Origin of the sequence: Borborobacter arsenicus (assembly GCF_003934165.1) — a bacterium.
Taxonomy (GTDB): Bacteria; Pseudomonadota; Alphaproteobacteria; order Rhizobiales; family Rhizobiaceae; genus Pseudaminobacter; species Pseudaminobacter arsenicus.
This window is the reverse complement of the sequence record NZ_RKST01000018.1, coordinates 59,427-78,417: the sequence shown is the minus strand read 5'-3', so window position 1 is coordinate 78,417 and position 18,991 is coordinate 59,427. Positions and strand designations below refer to the sequence as shown.

Below are 18,991 nucleotides of genomic sequence, written 5' to 3'. Positions count from 1 at the left end.
GAGGCTCCGGGCTGGATGAAACGCGCCTTCCTTCTGCTGCGTCGACGGGCTGTCGGCAGCATTGTCGTGCTGCTGATCGTCATCGTCGGTGCCTTCTTTCTGCTTGAAGCCGCGCCGGGAGATGCTGTCGATGCCTATGTCCTGTCGATCGGCGGCGGCGATCCTGCTTTGGTTCAGTCGCTGCGCGAAAGCTATGGGCTGGACAGGTCCTTGTTTGCGCGGTTGTGGCTTTATCTGACGGCGCTGGCGCAACTCGACCTGGGCTGGTCGGTGGCTTTCAACCGGCCGATAAGCGCAGTCATCTTCGAACGCTTGCCGAACACGCTCTGGCTTATGGGCAGCGCAACCGCCCTGGCATTCAGCCTCGGAACACTTCTGGGTATCCTTGCCGGGGCAAGGCCTCGCAGCGCCTGCGACCGCATCCTGTCGGTCGGTTCGCTTTCGCTCTACGCCATTCCAAGCTTCTGGCTGGGCCTGGTATTGAGCATCGTCTTCGCTGTTCAGTTGCGCTGGTTCCCTACCGCCGGCATCGAGACCATTGCGTCTGGCAAGCAAGGACTTGCCCGTGCCCTCGACATTGCATGGCATCTGGTGCTGCCGGTCTGTGCATTGGGCTTCATCTATCTGGCGCTGTTTCTGCGGATGATGCGCGCCGGCATGGCGGAGGCTTGGCGGCAAGACTATGCGCTTGCCGCCCGTGCCAGGGGGCTTGTCCGCCGGCGCATCGTGCTGCGACATGTCGCGCGCACCGCACTGCTGCCGGTCGTTACCATGCTTGGGCTGCAGGCAGCCTCCATGCTCGGCGGTAGCGTCGTCATCGAGAGCGTATTTGCAATTCCAGGTTTCGGCAGGCTGGCGCAGGAGGCCGTGGCCCTTCGCGATGCGCCGCTGCTGGTGGCAATCATCATCGTCAGCGCGGTGATGGTGATGATCGCCAATCTTGTCGTCGATGCTGCCTATGCTTTGCTGGACCCGAGGGTGGGTGCGGCGGAGACATCTGCATGACCCTGCTGATCCGGTTTCTCCGTTCGCCGGAAGGCGTCGCCGGGCTTGTCCTGCTTGGCCTGCTCATATCGGTGGCGCTGCTGGCGTCGGTCTTTTTTCCGCGCGACCCGCTGTCCATCGCCGGGCCGGCATTGTTGCCGCCGTTTCAGGACAGGGCCTTTCCGCTCGGCACAGACCGGCTTGGGCGCGACGTGCTGGCGGGGTTGATGCATGGCGCGCGTGCGTCGCTGGCCGTCGGTATTGCGGCAACCCTGGTGGCAATGGTCGTCGGGGCGCTTGTCGGAACCATCGCGGGCTTTGCCGGCGGGATCGTCGACGAGGCACTGATGCGCATCGTCGACGCTTTCCAGATCGTGCCCGGCTTCCTGCTTGCTCTGGCTTTCGTCAGCGTCGTCGGGGCGTCGCTTCTTGTGGTCATTCTCGCGATTGCACTTGGTGCATGGACCGGCCCTGCGCGCCTTGCCCGCGCCGAGGTGCTTTCGATCCGGGAGCGCGACTATGTGGCGGCCGCGCGCGTCATCGGCATGCATCCGCTGGAAATCGCCATCCGCGAGGTCCTGCCCAATGCGCTGCCGCCCGTGTTGGCGCTCGGTTCCGTCATCGTCGCGGGCGCGGTGCTGACGGAAGCGGCCCTGTCCTTCCTCGGCTTGGGCGACCCCAATCTCGTCACCTGGGGCTCGATGATTGCGGAGGGGCGCAACGTGCTGCGCACCGCGCCCTTCCTTTCCATCATTCCGGGCATCGGCCTCGTGCTGACGGTGCTCGGCATCTATCTTTTTTCGGAAGGGCTCGGCGAGGCCCTGGCACGCCGAAGGATACGGGCATGACGGAGATTCTTGCCAGCATCCGTGACCTTGGCGTTCGCTATGACGACGCCATGGCCCTCGCCGGGATTGACCTGGACATACTGTTGGGCGAACGCCTTGCCATCATCGGCGAAAGCGGTTCGGGCAAAAGCACCCTGGCCCTGGCAGTGGCGGGACTTCTGCCGGATGAGGCCGCCTGCACCGGAAAGATCAAATGGCCGAGGCTAGGTCACGCACCTCAGCCGGGCCGTGACATCGGCTTTCTGTTCCAAGATGCGGGGCCGAGTTTCAATCCGGTCCTGACCATTGGCGAGCAGATCGCCGAGGTGGCGCGGCATCATCTCGAATTGGGTTGGGGTGAGGCCTATGAGTATACGCTGCATCTGCTGGAGCGCGTGCGCATGCCGGAGCCTCACCGGGCCCTTCATGCTTATCCGCATCAGTTTTCCGGCGGTCAGCGTCAGCGTCTCGCGATAGCGGCCGCAATTGCCGCACGGCCACGACTGCTGATTGCCGATGAGCCGACCAGCGCGCTCGATACGGTGGTTCAGGCCCAGATAATCGGGCTGCTCGATGGGCTGATCCGCGAGGCAGGTATGACTCTGCTGTTCATCACCCACGACATCGCGCTGGCATCAGGCTTTGCCGACCGCATCGCCGTGTTCCACGATGGCCGTATCGTGGAGGCTGGCAATGCCTCCCGCGTGTTGGCCCGCCCGCAGGCAGGCTACACGGCAAGGCTCCTGGCAAGTCATATAGACCTTGACACGCCGCCGCTTGTTTCAGGGTATCCGGCATGATGGGCATGACGCCGCTTCTGGTCGCTGCGGATCTGTCGAAGACCTTTGCCAAGGGGGGAGGGCGCGTCGTGGCGCTCGACCACGCTTCCTTCGATATCGCAGCGGGCGAAACGCTTGGCCTGGTCGGACCTTCCGGCAGCGGAAAATCCACATTGGCCCGTATCCTGTTGCGGCTGATCGAGCCGGATGGTGGAAGCGTCCGGTTTGCCGGCGTCGATCTGCTTGCGTTGAAGGGCGCGAGGCTGCGTGCAATGCGTGCGCGCATCCAGATGGTGTTTCAGGAGCCCCTGGCAGCCTTCAACCCGCGCGCCACGGTCGCCGGCGCGTTGGACGATCCGCTACGCATCCATGGCAGGATGGATCGTCATGGCCGAAAGACAGCCATTGCCGGCCTGCTTGAGCGTGTGGGGCTGGATGCCAGCCTTGCCGGCCGTGCAATCCACGAAATTTCCGGCGGCCAGCGCCAGCGTGTCGCCGTCGCCCGGGCGCTTGCCACCAAACCGGATCTGATCGTGCTGGACGAGGCGGTTTCGGCGCTCGACATGTCGGTGCGAGGCCAGGTCCTTCAATTGCTGGTCGATCTCCAGCGCGAAGACGGCATCGCCTACATCTTCGTATCGCATGATCTGGCGGTGGTGCGCGCCGTCGCCCACCGCATCGCCATCATGGAGGCGGGGCGGATCGTCGAGATCGGCCCCGCGCAGGAGGTCATCGAAAATCCTCGATCGGCAACCGGAAAGGCGCTGATAAGCGCCGTTCCGCGCCTGCGGCTTTAGAGCATTTCCAGCAAAAGTGTGAAACGGTTTTGCGTCCGGAAATGCGTAAAATAAAAGCTTAGAGCCGTTCCTCGATTCCGTTTGAATCAGAACGGCTCTAGGGTCAGGAAACCTTGGGGTCGAGGCTGCCGGAGCGATAGCGCTTGGCCATTTCGGCCAGCGCGATCGGCTTGATCTTGTCGGCGTTGCCGGCGGTGCTGAACTGCTCGAAGCGCTCCGTGCAAAGTTTCTTCATGGCTGCCATGGCCGGGGCCAGATATTTGCGCGGATCGAATTCGCTCGGGTTTTCGCTCAACACCTTGCGGATTGCACCGGTCAACGCCATGCGGTTGTCGGTGTCGATATTGATCTTGCGCACGCCATGCTTGATGCCGCGCTGGATTTCCTCGACCGGCACACCCCAGGTCGGCTTCATCTGGCCGCCATATTTGTTGATGATCTCCTGTAGCTCCTCCGGCACCGAGGATGAGCCGTGCATCACCAGATGCGTATTGGGCAGCTTGCGGTGGATTTCCTCGATGACGTTCATGGCCAGCACTTCGCCATCAGGCTTGCGGCTGAACTTGTAGGCACCGTGGCTCGTGCCCATGGCGACCGCGAGCGCATCGACATGGGTGTCGCGCACGAATTGTGCGGCCTGTTCCGGGTCGGTCAGCAACTGGTCATGGCTCAGCGCCCCTTCTGCGCCATGGCCGTCTTCCTGTTCGCCGCCGCCGGTTTCCAGCGACCCCAGAACACCAATCTCGCCTTCGACCGACACGCCGCCCCAATGCGCCATATCGACCACACGGCGCGTGATGCCGGCATTGTAGTCATAGTCGGCGGGCGACTTGCCGTCTTCCTTCAGCGAGCCGTCCATCATCACCGAGGTGAAGCCGTGCTGGATCGCGGTCATGCAGGTGGCTTCATTGTTGCCGTGGTCGAGATGCATGCAGACGGGGATATCGGGATGGATTTCCACCAGCGCGTCGATCAGCTTGGCCAGCACCACGTCATTGGCATAGGCGCGGGCGCCCCGGCTTGCCTGGATGATCACCGGCGAGCGGGTCGCCTGTGCGGCCTCCATGATGGCCAGCCCCTGTTCCATATTGTTGATGTTGAATGCGGGCACGCCGTAATTGTGCTCGGCGGCATGGTCGAGAAGCTGTCTGAGGGTAATGCGAGCCATTTTCCTGAAAAATCCTCCGATTGCGGATGCGAGGGAGTGAAGGGGCGGGGCTCCGCCCTTGTCGTGCTTGTTGCCGAGCTTGCGGATAGTAAAAAAAACGGGCCGGGGCAAGCCGCTGGCGCAATGCGCACCTCATCTGGGCTTCGCAAGAGGCGGCAACCAGATGCAATTAATGGTTGAAGATTGTGGTGGTGTTTTAGAAATATAAACTCTATAGTTGTGTTGACGAAGAATACAACTGGAAGACGTCGTGTCGCAGCCACTCCCATCCCTATCGCGTAAGCCGCGTCTGGAACTCGTCTGGGTCAACAAGGAAAACCGCCCTCGGCTGGAGCCCCGCATCCTGATCGAAGTTCATGAGCGTTCATATTGCAGAGAGGACGGTGATGACCGCCTGATCTTCGGCGACAATCTCCTGGCGCTGCGGGCACTGGAACATGAATTCACCGGCAAGGTGAAATGCTGCTTCATCGATCCGCCCTACAATACCGGCAGCGCCTTCGCTCACTATGATGACGGGTTGGAACATTCGATCTGGCTCAGCCTGATGCGTGACCGGCTTGAGATCATCCGTCGGCTGCTGTCGCCCGATGGGTCGCTCTGGGTCAGTATCGACGACAATGAAGCGCATTATCTGAAGGTTCTGTGCGACGAGGTCTTCGGCCGCCGCAACTTCGTCGCCAATGTGGTGTGGCAGAAGCGGACCTCGCCTGACGCGCGCTTGGGGCTGGGCGGGGCGCATGATCACATATTGGTATTCGCCAAGGACGCATCGAAGCTTTCGTTCAACAGGCTGGCGGTGTCACCAGACAAGTCAAAGTCTTATCGGAATCCCGATGGCGATAGTCGCGGACCTTGGACTTCGACCGACTTTACTGCCCAAGGCTGGCGGCCAAACCAGATGTACCGCATCGTCTCGCCTGCTGGTGCAGCTTTCGATCCTCCTCCAGGTCGTTGCTGGGCAAACGTCGAAGCGATGTTTCGGTCGCTGCTCGCCGACAATCGGATCTGGTTCGGGGTGGACGGCACAGCGCGGCCGCGGATCAAGAATTTCTTGTCTGAACGAGAGGGGGTCGCGGCTTGGAGCTGGTGGGACAATAGCGAGGTCGGCCATAATCAGGAGGCCAAGAAGGAAAGCATCGCCCTGTTTGGCCCGGAAAATGTCTTTACGACGCCGAAGCCCGAACGGCTGGCCAAGCGTGTTCTCGACATTGCAACCAGCCCCGGAGATCTGGTGCTCGATTCCTTCGCCGGCTCAGGGACCACGGGTGCGGTCGCGCATAAGATGGGCCGTCGCTGGATCATGGTGGAGCGCGGGGATCATTGTCATAGCCATGTTCTGCCGCGGCTGAGGAAGGTGGTTGACGGCAGCGACGGCGGCGGCGTGACTGCTGCCACCGGCTGGCAAGGCGGCGGTGGCTTTCGCTATTTTCGCCTCGCGCCGTCGCTGCTCGAGCGGGATGCCCATGGACGAGAGATACTCTCGCGCTCCTATGACCAGCGCATGCTGATCGAGGCGCTGTGCAAGCTGGAAGGGTTTACCTATGCGCCGAGCGAGACGGTCTATTGGCAGCACGGCCATTCCACCGAACGCGACTTCATATTCGTCATGCCGCGCGTGCTCCTGTTCGAGGAACTCGTTCATCTCAGTGAGGACGTGGGTGCCGATCGCAGCCTCCTGGTGATGTGCCTGGCATTTCGCTGCGAGAGTTCGGCCTTTCCCAACCTGACGATACGAAAAATTCCCAGCCATTTCGCCGCGCGTTGCGAATGGGGCCGTGACGACTACGACCTCCCACCCGGCGTGGCGAATTCCTGACGGCTAGGCCGAGGTCAAATTTCCCCCTGAGCGGTGGCAAGAGTTTGTAATGAGTAGCCATGTTGACGCTATTGCCGGTCGGCTCAGTTTGCGTGCGCCGCAGCGACGGTCACTGGAGATCCTGGACCGGATCACGCAACTGGTGCCGCTGCGCAAAGACACCGACCTGCATGCCGCAATAGAAGCAATTGCCAGCGAATTCCCGGACGTCACGGATTTCGAGCGAGCTTTTCCGTCCTATTGCTTTTCGCTTGCGACGGGCGTGGGCAAGACACGGCTGATGGGCGCATTCATTGCCTATCTGCGCCTGGTGCACGGAATGAAGAATTTCCTCGTTCTCGCTCCGAACCTGACAATCTACGACAAGCTGACTACCGACTTTACGTCAAACACGCCGAAATATGTGCTGAAGGGGATCGCAGAATTCGCGCATTCGCCGCCGGTGATAATCACCGGCGACAATTACCAGCGGCACATCGCCGGCGGCAGCGACCTGTTCTCGACCACCATCAACATCTTCAATATTTCCAAAATCAACGCCGAGGTTCGTGGTGGGCGCAGTCCGCGCATCCGCTCCTTTCGCGAGGAGATCGGCGAAAGCTATTTCGACCATCTCGCCGGTCGGGACGATCTCGTGTTGATCATGGATGAATCACATCGCTATCGCGCCTCGGCCGGTGTTCGCGCCATCAACGAGTTGCGGCCGGTCATGGGACTTGAATTGACCGCGACCCCCTTCGTTGAAGCAAGAGGCGGGTCGAAACGGTTCAGGAACATCGTTTTCGACTATCCCTTGGCCAAGGCAATGGCGGACGGCTTCGTCAAGGAACCTGCTGTCGTTACCCGCGAGAATTTTTCGCCACTCGGTAAATCAGCGGATACGATAGAGCACATCAAGCTGGAGGACGGTGTGCGGCTGCACGAGACCGTCAAGGCGGAACTGGCGTCTTACGCGCGCAGGCCGGGCAGGCTCCATGTCAAGCCGCTGATGCTGGTGATCGCCCGCGACACAAGCCATGCGTCCGACCTGATGCGGCGGATCGATTCCCACGCCTTTTTCGACGGGCGCTATGCAGGCAAGGTTATTCAGGTCGATTCGAGCCAGAAGGAGGAGGAAACAGTAGGGCGGCTTTTGACTGTGGAGCAAGCCGACGAACCGACCGAGATCGTTATCCACGTCAACATGCTGAAAGAAGGCTGGGACGTCAAAAATCTCTACACGATCGTCCCGCTGCGTGCCGCAAACGCAGAGACATTGGTTGTCCAATCGGTGGGGCGAGGCCTGCGCCTGCCTTTTGGCGAACTCACGGGCATAGCGGCGCTCGATCGCCTCAACATCGTTGCCCATGACCGTTTCCAGGAAATCGTTGACGAGGCGCGCAAGCCGGGGTCGTCGATCCTGCGCGTGCAACAGGTTGTCCTGCCGTCTGATTTCCCGGAAGAAAAAGAGGTCAACATCGTTTCGCAGCCCCGGCTGATGGCACGGCTTGGTATGGCTGACGCCCACCATGAAATTGTCGGGCTCGATGCATGCAATGGGTGCTCAGAGTTCCAGCCCGAGGAACGCCAGCTCGTGAAAATCATCCATGATGTGATTTACGAGCAGGCGAGACGTCCCGACCTACTGCCGGCCTCGGCGCTTCTGGCCCGACCGGAGGCGCAGGCTGTTCTCCTGCGTGATGTCGAGGCCCGCTATCGACCGGAGCGAATGCAAGGAGACGAGGTTCGTACCAGGCCCGACCTTCCCCAGTTGATTGCCAGGGTTTACAAGCTGTTTGCCGCTCATACGATCGATATACCTTGTGTCGTCTGCAATCCGCTCGGGGAGAGGAAATCCGGCATTCATGCCTTTGTGCTTGATGTTTCCGACTTACGCCATGAAGCACCGAGCGAGACGCTATGGGCTGCGCATCTGCGAACAGGAAAGGTCGACCGGATCGCCGCCCCGCCCTTGGAACGGCATGAAAGGCGGCTTGAGGACTATGTGGTCAATCATCTCATCGGTTTCGATGACATTTCTTATGATCAGCACGCGGACCTGCTCTACAATCTGGCCCAACAGGTCCTGTCGCACCTTCGTTCCTATCTTTCGGCGGCAGATGTCCAGCAAGTGCTCGAATTCCATGGCGCCGAGATCGCCCGAATAGTGCATACCCAGATGCAGTTGCATTTCTGGAGGGAGGGGGAGGCAGGCGATAGGGTGGAGGTCAAGAGCAGTTTTACCCCTCTTCGGTCGAGCGTCTATCGCGCGCCTGCAGGCAAGCCGCCGCTAGATTTTCATCTGTCGCCAGAAGACAAGAGCAACATGGCACGCCATGTGTTCGGCGGGTTTTCACGCTGCTTGTTTCCGGTGCAGAAGTTCCACTCCGATGTCGAGCGCATGCTGGCCGTCATACTCGAGCGAGAGGCGGTGAAATGGTTCCGGCCGGCAAAAGGCCAGTTCCACCTTTTCTACCGCCAGGACGGACGGCAACTGGAATATCAGCCGGATTTCGTCGCCGAGACCGATGCGGTTATTTTCATCATGGAAACAAAGGCCGCCGACCAGATGACGGCCGTGGATGTGCTGGCCAAGCAAGAGGCTGCCATTGCATGGTGCCGCCGCGCCACGGACTACACGGCAGCGCATGGCGGCAAGCCCTGGCGCTATCTGCTGATCCCCCACGACGCCTTGGCCGAGAACATGACGATCGCCGGGCTGGCGCGGGCCTGGCTCTGCCGTTGATCGAGGATGGATCATATTTGCGCCGCCGGCGTTAAGCGGCATCCGCAACAGGGTGCCGCAGCCATGAACACCGCAAACCTGCAACTCGAGGGCCTTTACCTTGCCATCGCTTCTCTCAACAATCTCCTGGTCAGCAAGGGTATCCTCTCGGTCGAGGAAATAGACACAGCCCTGCGCCGTGCCGAAGCCAATGCCACCGGGGACGAGCATATCGTCGAGATCATGTCGCCGGCCAACCGGGATGCTGTGTGTTTCCCGATCCGATTTCTGCAACTGGCCAACAACAGCGGGTCCGAGCACGACATTCCCTCCTTTTCGGAGCTTGCGCGCATGGTGGCGCTGACCAAGGAACCTTATAACGATCAGATGTGACCGTGGGGAACCGGTAACCTCCGTCGGCGTTGTCCCGAGCCTCAACCAAGGCCAAGGGAGAATCGCCATGGACGACGACCGCCAGCCTTTTGGGAGCCCTGTGCGTGTTCGCATCGGCGCAGACAACACAATTCGCGACGTCAAGACCGTCAAGGGTGCCTGCGAGTGCCTGACTGACTGGCCGCAAGCCAAACGCGGCCAACTCTATCGCGAGGCCTTCGAAACCTGCAACGCAGTGCTGGCGGGCGAACGTTCTGCTGAGGATGCCCGTGCAGCCTTTGTCGCTGCCGCCGAGGAATCGGGCCTGCTGGCGAACAGATAGGTTTATCGCTCGAACATGATGAGTTCGGAGCCCTTGTAGCTGGTCCGGACTGTTTCTTCGTAGCCGCATTTCTTGGCAACGCGGAGCGAGCCTGTGTTTTCCGGATCAATGATGCAGACGGTCTTGGCCGCGCTGAAATGCGCATCGCTCCATTGATGCGCGGCCATCATGATCTCGGTTGCCAGGCCTTTGCCGTGAGCGTCAGGCACGAGCACCCAGCCCGCTTCGGGAGTGCCTTCTATGGACGGCGTAATATCGCGCTTGAGGTCATGAAATCCTGCCTCGCCAAGAAACCGGCCGGTTTGCCTGTCCTCGATCGCCCACAAGCCAAAACCCAGCAATCGCCAGTGACCGGCATAGCGCAAAAGCCTGATCCACGCTTCCTCGCGGGTGAGGGGCTTGCCGCTGGTGAAACGAATGACACCAGGGTCCGTCCACATCTGCGCATAGGCGTCGAGATCTTCCAGCCTGTGCGCGCGCAATAGCGTACGCTCGGTCTCGATCATCGGAATTTCAGTGGCTACGGGTAGGGTCATATGGGTGATACCGGCCGGCTGGTTCCGGCGCTATTGAGGGTGGAAATTCCGCTATCGCCAATGCTAAACACTGTCAAATCGACTATGGCGGTTGCGCCGATCCGGACTTGACGTTCCATTCCAGACCTCCCGCAGGAAGGATGAACCATGGACCTTGTCGACCTTGTTCTCGCGATCTTGCACCATTTTCTGGTGTTCGCCCTGGCCGCCATTCTTGCTGCCGAAACCGTTTTGATCAATCAGCCCTTGGTTGGCGACACGGTGCGGCGGCTTGCGCGCATTGACGGCCTTTATGGTGCGACGGCAGGGCTGGTGCTGGTCGTTGGCATCTGCCGGGTGCTGTTCGGCCTCAAGGGCTGGGAGTTCTATGTGGCCAACCACGCCTTCTGGGGAAAGATGGTCTGTTTTGCCATTGTCGGCCTGCTGTCGATCGTGCCGACCCGGCATTTTCTGAAGTGGCGCGCTAAAACCGGCAGCGATGCCGGCTTTCAGGTTCCCGACGCGGAGGCGGCTTCCATGCGCCGCTACCTGCGGGCCGAGGGCGTATTCTTCATGGCTATCCTAGTCTTTGCAGCCGCCATGGCGCGTGGCTACGGTGCCTGAATTTCCTGCGCGGGCAACGGCACCAATGGTGCGGGGATGTCGGTGGTCTTTTCCGCCGACTTGCAGATATCGGCGATGACGCACCGTTCGCAGTCAGGCTTGCGCGCCTTGCAGACATAACGGCCATGCAGGATCAGCCAGTGATGGGCATGGCGCATATATTCTTCCGGGATGATCTTCAGCAATCCGGCCTCCACCTGCTCCGGCGTCTTGCCGGGCGCCAGGCCGATGCGGTTGCCGATGCGGAATATATGGGTGTCGACCGCCATCGTATGCTGGCCAAAAGCCATGTTGAGCACGACATTGGCGGTCTTGCGCCCCACGCCGGGAAGCTGCACCAACTGGTCGCGATCGCCGGGAACCTCACCGCCATGGTCGCGCAGCAGCGCTTCCGACAGCGCGATCACGTTCTTGGCCTTGTTGCGCCATAGGCCGATGGTGCGGATATAGTCGCCGACCTTGGCCTCGCCCAAGGCCAGCATCTTTTGCGGGGTGTCGGCGATTGCAAAGAGCGACCGCGTTGCCTTGTTGACGCCGGCATCCGTCGCCTGGGCCGACAGCACCACGGCTACCAGGAGCGTGAAGGCGTTGACATGCTCCAGCTCGCCCTTAGGCTCTGGACGCTGCACGGCGAAACGGCGGAATATCTCATGGACCTCCTCCGGCGAGTAAAGCGAGATGGCGCGTCTCGACCGACGGCTGGAGATGGAGGCTTTTGCCGCGGCCTGCGGCTTTTTCGGCTTCACGGCATCTTTGGTCTTGGGGTTCTTCATGATCTTCCTGTAGTCTGCCCGCATGAGCGAGACAAATTCCGTATTCGCCGCCGACCAGCCGATTTTCCAGGCCTTGCTGACGCCGCACCGTTCGCTGGGCCGTACCGGCTTCTTTGTCCTGATGGCTGCACTTTCGATAAGCTGGCTTGCCACCGGAGCCTTCTTCCTGTCCAGAGGCGCATGGCCGGTTTTCGGCTTTTTCGGGCTCGACGTCCTGGCGGTCTACATCGCTTTCCGGCTGAATTATCGCTCCGCGCGTGCCCATGAAGAGGTGTCGGTATCGCGCACCAGCCTCGATATTCGTAAGGTTGCGCCATCGGGTCGTGCCGAAGCGCATCATTTCAACCCGTTCAGGGCGCGGTTCTCGGTCAAGCGGCATGACGAGATCGGCATCACCAATATGGCTGTCGAGGCGCCCGGCCGGAGCGTGTCGATCGGCAGCTTCCTCAATCCTGATGATCGCGAAAGCTTCGCCAAGGCCTTCGCCCGGGCGCTGGCGACCGCGAAAACATATTGAAAATAGCGCCGGCGCAGGAAACGGGTGGAGATCACGCCCTTGAGACGCAATATTGCGGGTCAAGGAGATTGTCCAATGAACGCACAAACCGCGATCCTGCAGCAGGAAATTACGCCGCAAGGCGGTGACTATGAAACGGTGCGTCGGGTGATCGAAAAGATCAGCCTCGATTACCGCGACCAACCTTCATTGGAGGCGCTTGCCGAAGAAGTGGGCGAGACGCCGACGGGCCTGCAGAAACTGTTCACCCGCTGGGCCGGCCTCTCGCCGAAGGGCTTTCTGCAGGCGGTTACGCTGGATCATGCGCGCCGGCTGCTCGATTCAGGCATGCCGCTGCTCGAAACGGCCCTTGAGGTCGGCATGTCAGGCCCAGGCCGGCTGCACGATCTGTTCGTGACCCATGAGGCGATGTCGCCGGGCGCCTACAAGACACGCGGCGCCGGCCTCACCATCCGCTACGGCTTCCACCTGTCGCCCTTCGGCGTGGCCTTGATCATGGTCACGGATCGAGGGCTTGCGGGCCTTTCCTTCAATGATGCCGGTGGTGAGCGCGCCGCTTTTGCCGACATGTCCTCCCGCTGGCCGAACGCGAACTATGTCGAGGACATGGCGGCGACCGCGCCTTATGCCGCACGCATCTTCGACCCGTCGCGTTGGCGGGCGGAGGACCCCCTGCGCGTGGTCATGATCGGCACGGACTTCCAGCTTCGCGTCTGGGATGCGTTGCTCAAGATCCCGATGGGTACGGCGCGGACCTATTCCTCTATCGCGGCCGAGATCGGTTCTCCCTCTGCCTGCCGGGCAGTTGGCGCAGCCGTCGGGGCCAATCCGGTGTCCTTCGTCGTGCCCTGCCATCGGGCGATCGGCAAATCCGGTGCACTGACCGGCTATCATTGGGGGCTGACCCGCAAACGGGCGATCCTGGGCTGGGAAGCCGCCCAGGTTTCTGTTGATGCGCGCACAACGGCCTGACCATGGCAATGTCGATGCAAAATGAGTAGCCTCCGATCGGTAAATCGGAGGCTTCTTCTTGATCACCATCATCGGTTCCATCAACCTGGATCTCATTGCTTCGGTCGAGCGATTGCCCGCACCCGGCGAGACGGTGCTGGGGGATGATTTCAAGACGGCCCCAGGCGGCAAGGGCGCCAATCAGGCGCTAGCCGCAGCGCGTGCGGGCGCGCAAGTTCGCATGGTCGGCGCCGTCGGCAAGGATGCATTCGCCGTGGAGGCGCTTGCCTGCCTGAAGGACGGCAAGGTCGACCTTACCGGGATTGTGGAAACACATGCCGCCACAGGCACCGCATTGATCCTTGTAGCCGCCAGCGGCGAAAACACCATCGCGGTGGTCCCGGGTGCCAATGCCTCGGTGCTGCCCGGCGACACGGCCAAGGCATTTCAGGCCAAAGGCGGTATCGTGCTGCTGCAACTCGAAATTCCCTTGACCACGGTAGAAGCCGCACTCCACGCGGCGCGCAAGGCACAATGCGTCGCCATCCTTAATACCGCCCCGTTTCGTGCCGAAGCCGCACCGTTTCTTGCCAAGGCCGACTATGTCGTGGCCAATGAGACCGAATTCGACCTCTATGCAGACGCGCTTAAGCTCGGCGGTAGCGGTCGCGAAGCCCGCATGAGAGCGTTTGCCAAACAGACCGGGCGAACCATCATTGTTACTCTCGGTGCGGAGGGTGTGCTGGCGGCGACTACGGACACATTCCTGACGGTGCCGGCGCTCAAAGTCACGCCGGTGGATACGGTGGGGGCAGGCGACACGTTCTGCGGCTATCTGGCAGCCGGCCTGTCACAGAAAATGTCGCTGGAAGATGCTCTGCGCCGAGCCGCCGTGGCTGGCTCGCTTGCCTGCCTGAAACCGGGCGCGCAACCGGCAATCCCGCTGGCTTCGGAGGTGGATGCAGTGTTGTCGCCTACGTGACCTGACGCCTTACAGCCGGCCGATCCGTTCCACCAGCAGATCGAAGAAGCCGTCATCGTCGATGTCGCGCATCACCAGTGCATTTTTTTCACGCGCCGTTACACCCCACCAGTCGATCACCGTCATGCCCATTGTGAGTTCGGACGCTGTTTCGACGGTGACATTGCAGTGTCGGCCCCTGAACAGGTCCGGCCTCAGCAAATAGGCAATCACGCAAGGATCATGCAGCGGCCCGCCATCGGTGCCGTATTTTTCCTCGTCGAAGCGCTCGAAGAAGTCCAGCATCTCGGCGGTCGCGATGCCGGCCCTGGTGCCGAGTGCGCGAAAGGCAGCAATCCGCTTGGCGGTCGTCAGCGCCTTGTGGGTGACGTCGAGCGGCATCATGATGATCGGGACGCCAGAGCGCAGCACCACGTCGGCGGCATGCGGGTCGACATAGATGTTGAACTCGGCCGCCGGGGTGACATTGCCGCCTTCGAAGAATCCACCGCCCATCAGCACGATCTGCTTGATGCGGTTCGCGATCTTCGGCTCGCGGATGAGGGCAAGCGCGATATTGGTGAGCGGTCCCAGCGGGCACAGCGTTACTGTGCCGCTGTCCTCCTGCAGCAATGTTTCGATGATGAAATCGACTGCATGCTGGGGCTGCAGTTCCATGGTCGGCTCAGGCAATTGCGGTCCGTTGAGGCCGGTTTGGCCGTGGACCTCCTCGGCGGTGACCAGGGCGCGCATCAGCGGCCGTATCGCACCTGAAAAGACCCTGGTTTCGGGTTTGCCGGCCAGTTCACAGATCTTGCGGGCGTTCTTTTCCGTCAGCCGCAACGGGACGTTGCCGGCAACCGCGGTAATGCCGAGGATTTCCAGTTCCGGGCTCGCCAGTGCCAACAGGATCGCGACGGCGTCATCCTGCCCCGGATCGGTATCGATGATGATCTTGTGAGTGGCGGACATTTTCAGGCTCCGTATCGAGGCCATGTGCAGGCTTGAACTTATTTGTGCGGCGGACCATATCAGGATCAGCGGGAAAAATGCCATCTGGGTTTCTCTCGCCAAGGTCGCTCCTAGAGGACATGAAATGAGCCGTATGACGCCCTTTTCGAGCCCGCTCCTGCTCGGGTTCGACACGATGGAAAAGACGCTCGAACGCTTGGCGAAATCGGGCGACAGCTATCCGCCCTACAATATAGAGCGCGTTCGCAAGGCCGAGGGCGGGGATCAGTTGCGCATTACGCTGGCGGTCGCCGGCTTCTGCGAGGAAGACCTCGAAGTCACGACCGAGGAAAACCAACTGGTCGTACGCGGCAGGCAGAACGACGATACCGAGCGGGAATTCCTGCATCGCGGCATCGCCGCAAGGCAATTCCAGCGAACTTTCGTTCTGGCTGACGGCATGCGGGTAACGGGAGCCGAACTCAAGAATGGTCTCTTGTCGGTCGATCTCGAACGGCCCGAGCCCGAGCGGCTGGTACGGAAAATAAACATTTCGGTGAAAGACTGATTGTCGCCCGCCGGAACTGAAAGCTCTAAAGCGGGTTGGTCACTAAGGACGCCCCGCAATCAGGAGGCTATCATGACTTATAGTGATACGAGACACGCCCTCACCGATGCCGAACTCGCCCATCTTGGCGAAGGCACGGTTGCTTATCTTCGCGAAATCGACAGTGAGGAACTCAAGGGCAAGTTTCCCGGATTGCCGGAGATTGCGCCCGGAACGCGGCTATGGGCCCTTTTTGCCGCCAACGGCCAGCCGATCCTGTTGTCGGATGAGCGTGATCGTGCCTTGGCAGGAGCCCTGGAAAACGACCTGACGCCGGTTTCCATCCACTGAATTTCCCATCGAAACGGAAAGGGCGGTCTTCGAGACCGCCCTGCTGTTCAATTCGGACATAAGCCGCGCTCAGGCGGCGTCGGCCTGCTTTTCTGCAAGAAGTGCGTGGATCGCCGCGGCATCGCGCGTGCCGCGAATCTTGGTGACGGTATCGGCGTCACGAAGCACACGCGCGATGCGCGACAGTGCCTTCAGGTGGTCGGCGCCCGCACCTTCCGGTGCAAGCAGCAGGAAGACAAGGTCGACCGGCTGATCGTCCAGCGCTTCGAATTCCACCGGCACTTCAAGCCGGGCGAAAACGCCGGTGATTCGATTGATTCCCGAAAGCTTGCCATGCGGAATGGCAATGCCGTTGCCCACGCCGGTGGATCCAAGCCGTTCGCGCTGAAGAATGATATCGAAGACTTCACGCTCCGGTATGCCGGTCACCGCGGCGGCGCGCTCGGCCAGCAATTGCAAAAGCTGCTTTTTGGAGTTCGCCTTCAAGGCGGGCATGATTGCCTTCACTTCGATCAGATCGCTCAGATCCATGCCAATGTCCTTTCTGCATCCTCGCCGCCAACCCCAAGGTGGCGATTCGGTCAGGAGATCTTGCCTATCCCTGCGAGACTTTTGTCGTCGAAGGGTCGATCCATCCGATATTTCCGTCAGGCCTCCGATAGACGATGTTGATCTGTTCACTCCCCGCATTGCGAAACACGAAAACCGGATTGTCGCTGGTATCGAGTTCGATCACCGCCGAGGCGACCGACATGGTCTTCAAGGTGACACTCGATTCGGCGACAATTGCCGGCGCGTAGTCTCCCGGCAATTCCTCCTCGTCATCGGCAAGTGGTGCCATGACGGTATAGGCGATGTCCGTGGCAACCCCGTTCCCACCCTTGGGGCTGTAGGATTTCAACCGCCGCTTGTAGCGGCGGAGCCGTTTTTCAAAGCGTTCGGCCGCTGCGTCGAAAGCAGCGGTCGGCTCCTGGGCCTCCCCGGCGGCCTGAAGCGACGTTCCCGTATCGAGCCGGATCATGCAGTCGGCAGAAAAACGCGAGCCCGACTTCACCACCGTTACATGTCCGGAAAACCCGCCATCGAAATATTTCTCGATGGCTTCACCAATACGTCCTTCGATGCGCGTGCGAAACGCATCGCCGATGTCCATGTGCTTTCCCGAAATGCGTAAATTCATCTGAAAACTGACCTTCCTTGCCCAGACTTCAAACTGACTGGAGTTTATACCCGTGGCAGGTGGGCACAAGCTTCGGGGCGGGTTCCACGCCGATTTAAGTCCGAACTTTTCGGTTAATCACAGGCCGTCTCCGACGGAGCATTCGTCTGCGGGCAAAACCACCCGTCCCATGCGGGCGGCCTTCTAGTCAGTTCATCTGCGATTGTCAATGAAAGGTAAAGGCGACGCCAGGTCAGCGTCGTGCCATCGCAATGGCGCGTTTTTCCCGGCGCCGCTGAACGGACGAGGGAATACCCATCGCTTCCCGATACTTGGCCACCGTTCGCCGGGCAATTTCGATCCCGCCTTGTTGCAGCAGATCAACGATATCGTCGTCGGATAGAATCTCCGACGGGCTCTCCGCTTCGATGAGTTGCCTTACGCGATCGCGCACCGCTTCGGAGGAGTGCGCATCTCCACCATCAGCCGAAGCAATCGCGGCAGTGAAGAAATAACGAAGTTCGAACACGCCGCGCGGCGTCAGCATGTATTTGTTGGCCGTAACGCGGCTGATGGTGGATTCGTGCATGCCGATCGCATCGGCGATAGCGCGCAGGTTGAGCGGGCGCAAATGCCTTATGCCATGCAGCAGGAAGGCGTCCTGCTGACGCACGATTTCCGAGGCCACTTTCAGGATTGTCTTGGCGCGCTGATCGAGGCTGCGGGTGAGCCAGGTGGCGTTCTGGAGGCATTCGGCAAGAAAACTTTTCTCCTCCTGGTTTTTCGCGCCGCTTGAAACTTCAGCGAAATAGACCTGGTCGACCAGCACGCGCGGCAAGGCGTCGGCGTTGAGTTCGACCGTCCAGCTTCCGTCGGCGGCCGGACGAACCTCGATATCCGGGACGATCGTGTCGGCGCTGCCGCCGGAAAATGCCAGCCCCGGGCGCGGATCGAGGCTCCGGATTTCCGCCACCATATCGACCAGGTCTTCATCATCCACCTGGCAAAGCCGCTTCAATGCCTGGAAATCGCGGCGTGCGAGCGAATCGAGGTTCTGTACCAGGGCCTGCATGGCCGGATCGAGCCGGTCGCGGCTGGAAAGCTGCAATGCAAGGCACTCGGCCAGATCGCGCGCGAACAGGCCGGGCGGATCGAATGCCTGGCAAGCCGTCAAGACGCGCAGGACCGCATCCGCCTCGACACCAAGCCGATTCGCGGTCTCGGAAAGCTCGGCGCGCAGATAACCGGCTTCGTCGAGTGCATCGGCAAGATCATGTGCGATCAGATGGTCCTGCGGGCTGAGGAAGCCAAAGGCAATCTGTTCGGTGACGATGTCGCGAAGCGTCGTAGCGGGCGCGGCCATATCATCCATGTCGAAATCTGACGTACCGGTGCCTGCGCCGCTGCTGCCTGCCGCCGATTTCCATTGTGCGGCCAGGTCCGGACCCAGTCGCTGATCAACGCCAGGGTCGTCGGGAAAGACATTTTCGAGCGAGGCATCGAGCTTTTCCGAGATGGAAGCGGAACTCCAGTCGGCTTCCGCTTCGCCCGAATTGTTGCCTGTATCTTCTGCTCGGGGCGTATTGGGCGGCTGGATGTCGACAGCGTCGTCACGAGGTTCAGCGCGGGCAAGCAAGGGGTTGCGCTCGATCTCGTCATCGATGAAGCGCTCAAGCTCGGGATGCGTCATCTGCAGCAGCTTGATCGACTGCAGCAGTTGCGGTGTCATCACCAGCGACTGGGACTGTCTAAGCTGCAGCTTGGCCGCAAGCGCCATTACCAACCCTTCTCACGCTGCGACGGACGATGCGCCGTCACTGGCGCATAGGAACTGGCCCGGCTTTTGCTT

The 18,991-nt window shown here is 60.7% G+C and carries 21 protein-coding genes; 14 read left to right on the top strand and 7 right to left on the bottom strand.

What is annotated here, in order from left to right; translation table 11 throughout:
* The first annotated feature begins 15 nt into the window (after positions 1-15).
* The 4 genes from EET67_RS19220 to EET67_RS19205 are packed head-to-tail and all read left to right on the top strand — an operon-like array spanning position 16 to position 3,387.
* Positions 16-1,005: an ABC transporter permease gene (locus EET67_RS19220; protein ID WP_128627829.1), complete on the top strand. Its 990-nt coding sequence runs from the start codon at positions 16-18 to the stop codon at positions 1,003-1,005.
* Positions 1,002-1,832 (top strand): ABC transporter permease, encoded by an 831-nt coding sequence (locus EET67_RS19215; RefSeq protein WP_128627828.1) that lies wholly within the window; start codon positions 1,002-1,004, stop codon positions 1,830-1,832. Before EET67_RS19220 ends, EET67_RS19215 begins: the two co-directional genes overlap by 4 nt.
* The gene (locus EET67_RS19210) at positions 1,829-2,611 is read left to right on the top strand and encodes an ATP-binding cassette domain-containing protein (RefSeq protein ID WP_128627827.1); all 783 of its coding nucleotides are present in this window, start codon (positions 1,829-1,831) and stop codon (positions 2,609-2,611) included. Before EET67_RS19215 ends, EET67_RS19210 begins: the two co-directional genes overlap by 4 nt.
* A gap of 5 nt (positions 2,612-2,616) precedes the next feature.
* Positions 2,617-3,387, top strand: a complete 771-nt coding sequence (locus EET67_RS19205) for an ATP-binding cassette domain-containing protein (protein ID WP_128627869.1) — start codon at positions 2,617-2,619, stop codon at positions 3,385-3,387.
* 103 nt (positions 3,388-3,490) lie between these two features.
* On the opposite strand, the gene fba is transcribed toward EET67_RS19205, so the two are convergent.
* Complete coding sequence (gene fba, locus EET67_RS19200; protein WP_128627826.1) at positions 3,491-4,555, bottom strand: class II fructose-bisphosphate aldolase; 1,065 nt, start codon at positions 4,553-4,555, stop codon at positions 3,491-3,493.
* 250 nt (positions 4,556-4,805) lie between these two features.
* On the opposite strand from fba, the gene EET67_RS19195 reads away from it, so the two are divergent.
* The 4 genes from EET67_RS19195 (at position 4,806) to EET67_RS19180 (ending at position 9,793) form a co-directional block, all read left to right on the top strand.
* Entirely contained in the window at positions 4,806-6,374 is a 1,569-nt protein-coding gene (locus tag EET67_RS19195) for a site-specific DNA-methyltransferase (RefSeq protein WP_128627825.1), read from the top strand.
* Positions 6,375-6,423: 49 nt separating this feature from the next.
* Positions 6,424-9,099 carry a DEAD/DEAH box helicase gene (locus EET67_RS19190; protein ID WP_128627824.1) on the top strand — a complete coding sequence of 892 codons (2,676 nt, stop codon included), beginning with the start codon at positions 6,424-6,426 and terminating at the stop codon, positions 9,097-9,099.
* Positions 9,100-9,162: 63 nt separating this feature from the next.
* Positions 9,163-9,471, top strand: coding sequence for a hypothetical protein (locus EET67_RS19185; RefSeq protein WP_128627823.1), 309 nt, complete (start codon positions 9,163-9,165; stop codon positions 9,469-9,471).
* A gap of 67 nt (positions 9,472-9,538) precedes the next feature.
* On the top strand, positions 9,539-9,793 hold the full coding sequence (locus EET67_RS19180) for a DUF982 domain-containing protein (protein WP_128627822.1): 255 nt from the start codon (positions 9,539-9,541) through the stop codon (positions 9,791-9,793).
* Between the two features lie 2 nt (positions 9,794-9,795).
* On the opposite strand, the gene EET67_RS19175 is transcribed toward EET67_RS19180, so the two are convergent.
* Positions 9,796-10,329 (bottom strand): GNAT family N-acetyltransferase, encoded by a 534-nt coding sequence (locus tag EET67_RS19175; protein ID WP_128627821.1) that lies wholly within the window; start codon positions 10,327-10,329, stop codon positions 9,796-9,798.
* Between the two features lie 147 nt (positions 10,330-10,476).
* Here EET67_RS19175 and EET67_RS19170 point away from each other — a divergent pair, with 147 nt between their 5' ends.
* Complete coding sequence (locus EET67_RS19170) at positions 10,477-10,932, top strand: DUF2214 family protein (protein ID WP_128627820.1); 456 nt, start codon at positions 10,477-10,479, stop codon at positions 10,930-10,932.
* Here EET67_RS19170 and nth read toward each other — a convergent pair.
* Complete coding sequence (gene nth, locus EET67_RS19165) at positions 10,920-11,705, bottom strand: endonuclease III (protein WP_128627819.1); 786 nt, start codon at positions 11,703-11,705, stop codon at positions 10,920-10,922. The genes EET67_RS19170 and nth overlap by 13 nt on opposite strands.
* A 22-nt stretch (positions 11,706-11,727) precedes the next feature.
* Between nth and EET67_RS19160 the strand changes: the two genes are divergently transcribed.
* The 3 genes from EET67_RS19160 to EET67_RS19150 all read left to right on the top strand — a co-directional run bounded on the left by EET67_RS19160 (position 11,728) and on the right by EET67_RS19150 (position 14,155).
* On the top strand, positions 11,728-12,222 hold the full coding sequence (locus tag EET67_RS19160; protein WP_128627818.1) for a DUF2244 domain-containing protein: 495 nt from the start codon (positions 11,728-11,730) through the stop codon (positions 12,220-12,222).
* 75 nt (positions 12,223-12,297) lie between these two features.
* Positions 12,298-13,194, top strand: a complete 897-nt coding sequence (locus tag EET67_RS19155; RefSeq protein WP_128627817.1) for a methylated-DNA--[protein]-cysteine S-methyltransferase — start codon at positions 12,298-12,300, stop codon at positions 13,192-13,194.
* A 58-nt stretch (positions 13,195-13,252) separates the two neighbouring features.
* Positions 13,253-14,155 (top strand): ribokinase, encoded by a 903-nt coding sequence (locus EET67_RS19150; protein ID WP_128627816.1) that lies wholly within the window; start codon positions 13,253-13,255, stop codon positions 14,153-14,155.
* 9 nt (positions 14,156-14,164) lie between these two features.
* Here the strand turns inward: EET67_RS19150 and EET67_RS19145 are convergent, their stop codons facing one another.
* On the bottom strand, positions 14,165-15,106 hold the full coding sequence (locus EET67_RS19145; protein WP_128627815.1) for a nucleoside hydrolase: 942 nt from the start codon (positions 15,104-15,106) through the stop codon (positions 14,165-14,167).
* Between the two features lie 124 nt (positions 15,107-15,230).
* Here EET67_RS19145 and EET67_RS19140 point away from each other — a divergent pair, with 124 nt between their 5' ends.
* Positions 15,231-15,653: an Hsp20 family protein gene (locus EET67_RS19140; RefSeq protein WP_128627814.1), complete on the top strand. Its 423-nt coding sequence runs from the start codon at positions 15,231-15,233 to the stop codon at positions 15,651-15,653.
* A 72-nt stretch (positions 15,654-15,725) separates the two neighbouring features.
* A complete protein-coding gene (locus EET67_RS19135; RefSeq protein ID WP_128627813.1) occupies positions 15,726-15,983 on the top strand; it encodes a BQ00720 family protein in 258 nt (85 codons plus the stop codon).
* Positions 15,984-16,052: 69 nt separating this feature from the next.
* Here EET67_RS19135 and ptsN read toward each other — a convergent pair whose 3' ends face one another.
* From ptsN to rpoN, 3 genes are all read right to left on the bottom strand, one after another.
* Complete coding sequence (ptsN, locus tag EET67_RS19130; RefSeq protein ID WP_128627812.1) at positions 16,053-16,514, bottom strand: PTS IIA-like nitrogen regulatory protein PtsN; 462 nt, start codon at positions 16,512-16,514, stop codon at positions 16,053-16,055.
* Between the two features lie 64 nt (positions 16,515-16,578).
* Complete coding sequence (gene hpf, locus EET67_RS19125) at positions 16,579-17,163, bottom strand: ribosome hibernation-promoting factor, HPF/YfiA family (RefSeq protein WP_128627811.1); 585 nt, start codon at positions 17,161-17,163, stop codon at positions 16,579-16,581.
* Positions 17,164-17,395: 232 nt separating this feature from the next.
* Entirely contained in the window at positions 17,396-18,919 is a 1,524-nt protein-coding gene (gene rpoN, locus EET67_RS19120) for an RNA polymerase factor sigma-54 (RefSeq protein ID WP_128627810.1), read from the bottom strand.
* Positions 18,920-18,991 lie beyond the last annotated feature (72 nt).

Excerpts from the sequence above, each read along its gene's own strand:
- EET67_RS19180 (WP_128627822.1), top strand. The coding sequence starts at position 9,539 with ATGGACGACGACCGCCAGCCTTTTGGGAGCCCTGTGCGTGTTCGCATC.
- hpf (WP_128627811.1), bottom strand. The coding sequence starts at position 17,163 with ATGAATTTACGCATTTCGGGAAAGCACATGGACATCGGCGATGCGTTT.
- ptsN (WP_128627812.1), bottom strand. The coding sequence starts at position 16,514 with ATGGATCTGAGCGATCTGATCGAAGTGAAGGCAATCATGCCCGCCTTG.
- EET67_RS19205 (WP_128627869.1), top strand. The coding sequence starts at position 2,617 with ATGACGCCGCTTCTGGTCGCTGCGGATCTGTCGAAGACCTTTGCCAAG.
- EET67_RS19220 (WP_128627829.1), top strand. The coding sequence starts at position 16 with ATGAAACGCGCCTTCCTTCTGCTGCGTCGACGGGCTGTCGGCAGCATT.
- EET67_RS19170 (WP_128627820.1), top strand. The coding sequence starts at position 10,477 with ATGGACCTTGTCGACCTTGTTCTCGCGATCTTGCACCATTTTCTGGTG.
- fba (WP_128627826.1), bottom strand. The coding sequence starts at position 4,555 with ATGGCTCGCATTACCCTCAGACAGCTTCTCGACCATGCCGCCGAGCAC.
- EET67_RS19135 (WP_128627813.1), top strand. The coding sequence starts at position 15,726 with ATGACTTATAGTGATACGAGACACGCCCTCACCGATGCCGAACTCGCC.
- EET67_RS19160 (WP_128627818.1), top strand. The coding sequence starts at position 11,728 with ATGAGCGAGACAAATTCCGTATTCGCCGCCGACCAGCCGATTTTCCAG.
- EET67_RS19190 (WP_128627824.1), top strand. The coding sequence starts at position 6,424 with ATGAGTAGCCATGTTGACGCTATTGCCGGTCGGCTCAGTTTGCGTGCG.
- EET67_RS19145 (WP_128627815.1), bottom strand. The coding sequence starts at position 15,106 with ATGTCCGCCACTCACAAGATCATCATCGATACCGATCCGGGGCAGGAT.
- EET67_RS19210 (WP_128627827.1), top strand. The coding sequence starts at position 1,829 with ATGACGGAGATTCTTGCCAGCATCCGTGACCTTGGCGTTCGCTATGAC.
- EET67_RS19185 (WP_128627823.1), top strand. The coding sequence starts at position 9,163 with ATGAACACCGCAAACCTGCAACTCGAGGGCCTTTACCTTGCCATCGCT.
- EET67_RS19140 (WP_128627814.1), top strand. The coding sequence starts at position 15,231 with ATGAGCCGTATGACGCCCTTTTCGAGCCCGCTCCTGCTCGGGTTCGAC.
- rpoN (WP_128627810.1), bottom strand. The coding sequence starts at position 18,919 with ATGGCGCTTGCGGCCAAGCTGCAGCTTAGACAGTCCCAGTCGCTGGTG.
- nth (WP_128627819.1), bottom strand. The coding sequence starts at position 11,705 with ATGAAGAACCCCAAGACCAAAGATGCCGTGAAGCCGAAAAAGCCGCAG.
- EET67_RS19215 (WP_128627828.1), top strand. The coding sequence starts at position 1,002 with ATGACCCTGCTGATCCGGTTTCTCCGTTCGCCGGAAGGCGTCGCCGGG.
- EET67_RS19175 (WP_128627821.1), bottom strand. The coding sequence starts at position 10,329 with ATGACCCTACCCGTAGCCACTGAAATTCCGATGATCGAGACCGAGCGT.
- EET67_RS19155 (WP_128627817.1), top strand. The coding sequence starts at position 12,298 with ATGAACGCACAAACCGCGATCCTGCAGCAGGAAATTACGCCGCAAGGC.